This window comes from Nocardia sp. NPDC057455, assembly GCF_042802775.1.
Lineage (GTDB): Bacteria > Actinomycetota > Actinomycetes > Mycobacteriales > Mycobacteriaceae > Nocardia.
In genome coordinates this window covers 1-4,086 of record NZ_JBHVDM010000177.1, presented here as the reverse complement: position 1 = coordinate 4,086, position 4,086 = coordinate 1, and the positions used below count along the sequence as shown (strand labels likewise).

General features: G+C 68.0%; 5 protein-coding genes. 3 read left to right on the top strand and 2 right to left on the bottom strand.

The window, feature by feature from the left end; genetic code table 11:
• Window positions 1-7: 7 nt before the first annotated feature.
• Window positions 8-454 carry a DUF6918 family protein gene (locus tag ACFU5M_RS34115; protein WP_379055686.1) on the bottom strand — a complete coding sequence of 149 codons (447 nt, stop codon included), beginning with the start codon at window positions 452-454 and terminating at the stop codon, window positions 8-10.
• 74 nt (window positions 455-528) lie between these two features.
• Window positions 529-1,185 carry a PaaI family thioesterase gene (locus ACFU5M_RS34110; protein WP_379055684.1) on the bottom strand — a complete coding sequence of 219 codons (657 nt, stop codon included), beginning with the start codon at window positions 1,183-1,185 and terminating at the stop codon, window positions 529-531.
• A 93-nt stretch (window positions 1,186-1,278) separates the two neighbouring features.
• Between ACFU5M_RS34110 and ACFU5M_RS34105 the strand changes: the two genes are divergently transcribed.
• The 3 genes from ACFU5M_RS34105 to menE all read left to right on the top strand — a co-directional run bounded on the left by ACFU5M_RS34105 (window position 1,279) and on the right by menE (window position 4,065).
• The gene (locus ACFU5M_RS34105; RefSeq protein WP_379055682.1) at window positions 1,279-2,172 is read left to right on the top strand and encodes a 1,4-dihydroxy-2-naphthoyl-CoA synthase; all 894 of its coding nucleotides are present in this window, start codon (window positions 1,279-1,281) and stop codon (window positions 2,170-2,172) included.
• A gap of 1 nt (window position 2,173) precedes the next feature.
• Window positions 2,174-2,566 carry a VOC family protein gene (locus ACFU5M_RS34100; RefSeq protein WP_379055680.1) on the top strand — a complete coding sequence of 131 codons (393 nt, stop codon included), beginning with the start codon at window positions 2,174-2,176 and terminating at the stop codon, window positions 2,564-2,566.
• Between the two features lie 338 nt (window positions 2,567-2,904).
• Complete coding sequence (gene menE, locus ACFU5M_RS34095; protein ID WP_379055678.1) at window positions 2,905-4,065, top strand: o-succinylbenzoate--CoA ligase; 1,161 nt, start codon at window positions 2,905-2,907, stop codon at window positions 4,063-4,065.
• The last annotated feature ends 21 nt before the right edge of the window (window positions 4,066-4,086 follow it).

Below are 4,086 nucleotides of genomic sequence, written 5' to 3'. Positions count from 1 at the left end.
GCAGATACTACTGAGCGTGCTTCTGGACCAGGTCGCCCACGCGCGGCAGCGCCTCGATGACGTTCTTCTTCGCCGAGGAACGCATCGAGGAGTAGACCTTCTGCAGGGCGGGGCGAGTGGAGGACTCGGCCCGGGCGTCGGTGACGGCGAGCAACGCCTCGGCGACCTCGTCCGACTTGGCGACGAGCAGATCGGCGAACTTGCCGGAGCCCGAGGCCGTGTACTCCTGCCAGAACGGCTCCAGCTGCGCGACGAACTTGGGCGCCAACGACTCCAGCGCGTCGGGCACGATGGACGGGCTGATCTTCTTGACCGCCGCGTAGCCACCCTTCACAGCCAGGCCGGACGCACCACCCTTGTCCGAGACCTCGGCATCGAGAACCTCGACGGCGTCGGCAAGGAAAGCCGGGCGCTTCGCGTCGTCGAGCAGGGATTCAGACAGTGCTGCAACCACTTTCAGGTTCCTCCGGATCGGTATCGATGAACGAGCGAGGGAAACTATACGCACCCGCGCCAGCATTCACCCGGCTACGGCTGCCACGGTAGCAACTCCACCATCAGACCTTCGCAGTCCGCGAGCAGATCGCCCTGCTCATCGAGCAATTCGGCGGTGATAAAAGTTTTGCGCCCCTCGATCCGGTCGACCCGTCCGCGAACCGTCAGTTGCGTCTCCAGCGGAGTGATCTTGCGGTAGTTCACATGAAGATACGCGGTGCGGCTGATCGGCCGTCCGGCGTAGTGCACGATCATGCCGAGCAGATCGTCGAACAGCAGCGGCAGCACACCACCGTGCGCGGCGCCGTTGCCGCCGAGATGGAAGCGGCGGAACACACCCGTCATCTCGATGCCGTCCGGCCCTGCCTCGACCACCTGCCACGGCAGCAGCAGAAGGCTTCCCCGGCCCGGCAATTCGACGGCGCGGCCGGCCGGTCCTTGCAACTCGGGCGCGCGGTAGGGCTCCAGCAGTTCGATCAGCTCACGGGCTTTGGCCCGCGCGGCCCCGAAAACGTCGTCGGGCGCGTCCACCGACACCGCGAGATCCTGCAAAGTCCGCATGGCTTCCACGAACCCACCGAAGTCCGAGCCGACTTGCGCGGGTGTGACCTTCGGGAATCCGCCGTGCTTCTCGTACCGGGATCCGTCCACCGCGCTCCGGTCGATAACCGGTTTCACTTGCTCGCTCATAACTTGCACGGTAACGCGTATTTTTACACCGTCAAATCGAACTCCGTCGGCCCGACCACGACTTTCGGGCGCAGCGAGTCCTAGCATTGCCCGGTGACGTTCAATCCGAAGCTGTGGCGTCCCGTTCCGGGATTCGAGAACCTGACCGACATCACCTATCACCGGCACATCGAGCAGGGCACCGTGCGTGTGGCGTTCGACCGGCCGGAGGTGCGCAATGCGTTCCGCCCGCACACGGTCGACGAGCTCTACCGGGCACTCGACCACGCCCGGATGACCTCGGACGTCGGCGCGGTGCTGCTCACCGGCAACGGCCCCAGCCCCAAGGACGGCGGCTGGGCGTTCTGCTCCGGCGGTGACCAGCGCATCCGCGGCCGCAGCGGGTACCAGTACGCCAGTGGCGACACCGCGGACACGGTCGACCGGGCCCGCGCGGGCCGCCTGCACATCCTGGAGGTGCAGCGGTTGATCCGTTTCATGCCGAAGGTGGTGATCGCGCTGGTGAACGGATGGGCCGCGGGCGGTGGCCACAGCCTGCACGTGGTCTGCGACCTCACCCTGGCCAGCCGTGAGCACGCCCGCTTCAAGCAGACCGACGCCGACGTGGGCAGCTTCGACGGCGGCTACGGCAGCGCGTACCTGGCCAAGATGGTCGGACAGAAGTTCGCCCGCGAGATCTTCTTCCTCGGCCGTCCCTACACCGCCGAGGAGATGCACCAGATGGGCGCGGTGAACAAGGTCGTCGACCACGCCGAGCTGGAGGACGTCGCACTGGAGTGGACCGCCGACATCAACGGCAAATCCCCGCAGGCCCAGCGCATGCTGAAGTACGCGTTCAATTTGCTGGACGACGGACTGGTGGGCCAGCAACTCTTCGCGGGCGAAGCGACCAGGATGGCCTACATGACCGACGAAGCCGTCGAGGGCCGCGACGCGTTCCTGCAGAAACGCGAGCCGGACTGGACTCCCTACCCCTGGTACTTCTGACATGGACATCCTCAGCAGCCGGATCATCCTGCGGCCCGCCGACTACGCGGCCACGCTCGCGTTCTACCGGGACGGGCTGGAGCTGGCCATCGCGCGGGAATATCCGGGCGGCACGGTCTTCTTCGCGGGACAGTCGCTGATCGAGGTCGCCGCGCACGGCGGGTCAGGGCAGTCGTCGTCGTTCGATGGCGCCATCTGGCTCCAGGTGCGCGACGTGTCCTCCGCGGCCGTGGAGCTGGCGCTGAAGGGCATCCCGATCGACCGCGCCCCGGTCGAGGAACCGTGGGGCTTGCATGAGATGTGGGTGCATGATCCCGACGGTGTGCCGATCGTGCTGGTGGAGGTACCGCCGTCACATCCGATCAGACGGGATTCCCGCTGGTCGCCGTCGTAGCATCGGTTCCGTTCGGTAGTTCGGCGGGCGCCACCGAGTTGCCAAGCCGAGAACCGGCGAGGACGATAACGCTCGGATGGCCACCCGACCGCCGACGTCCGGGCCGGCTGTGTCCGTGTCCCGTCCGACCGAGTGAATCGCAGTCTCGATGTCTGTCGTACTTGAGCCCCGATCCGACCGAGTGGCCGCGCCGCGGGTGCGCCACTCCGCCACACCGACCCGTTCCGCACGCGGTTACGCGGGCATGACACGATCCCTACCGTGAGGGAGTGCAGCGAGCGAGCCATGGGCACAGCGGCTCTGGGCACGACCGAGCCCGGCGAGCGGCGAGGCGCGTCATGAGTAAGACATTGCGTACCTTGCCGATGCCCAGCGGTTCCGGTCTCGGCGACGTCTTGCCTCATCTGCGGGAGGCGCTGGAAGGTAACGGGGCCGCGTGGCTGCCCATTCCCACCAGCGATCGACGCGAGACCAGACGCTTGAGCGACGCCCTCTCGCCGGGCGAGCCGATCGACGAGGAAGTCGCTCTGGTGGTGACCACCTCCGGCACCACGGGCGTGCCGAAGGGCGCGATGCTGAGTTCGGCGGCCCTGCGCGCCAGCGGCATCGCGACCCACGACCGGCTCGGCGGCCCCGGCAACTGGTTGCTGGCCCTGCCGACCCATCACATCGCCGGTATCCAGGTGCTGCTGCGCAGCATCCTGGCGGGCACCGAACCCACCGTGCTGGACGTCTCCGGCGGATTCCTTCCCGAAGCCCTGGCCGGCGCCATCACGGGTATGCGTGGCGAACGGCGCTACACGTCCCTGGTCCCGACCCAGTTGATCAAGGCGCTCGAGTCGCCGGTCGCCACCGCCGCGCTGGCCCGGCTCGACGGCGTGCTGGTGGGCGGCGCGGCCACTCCACTGCCGGTCTACGAGCGCGCGCGAGCCGCGGGCATCACCGTGGTGCGCACCTACGGCATGAGCGAGACCTGCGGCGGCTGCGTATACGACGGCGTGCCGCTGGAGGGCACGAAGGTCCGGGTCGAAGACGGCCGAGTCGTGCTGGGCGGGGCCATGGTCGCCTCGGGCTATCGCAATCAGCCCGACCATCCCGCCTTCGCCGAACCGGGCTGGTTCCGCACCGAGGACGCGGGCACCTTCGACAACGGTCTGCTGAGCATCACCGGACGGCTCGACGAGGCGATCACCACCGGCGGCCTGCTGGTGATACCGCAGGTGGTCGAGGCCGTGCTGATCAACCACCCCACGATCAGCGAGGTGGTCGTCGTCGGCCTGCCCGACGAACGCCTCGGCCAGCGCGTCGCCGTCGCGGTGATCCCCGCCCCCGGCGCGACCCCCGACCTGGCCGAGCTGCGCGAATACGTCGCCGACGAACTCGACTCCATCGCCGCCCCCCGCGAGCTCGCCGTCCTCGACGAGTTCCCCCTCCGCGGCCCGGGCAAGCCCGACCGCGTCAAACTCCGCGAATACCTCTTGGCCGACTCGACCCACTAGCGATGCCGGGGCAGCGCGCAC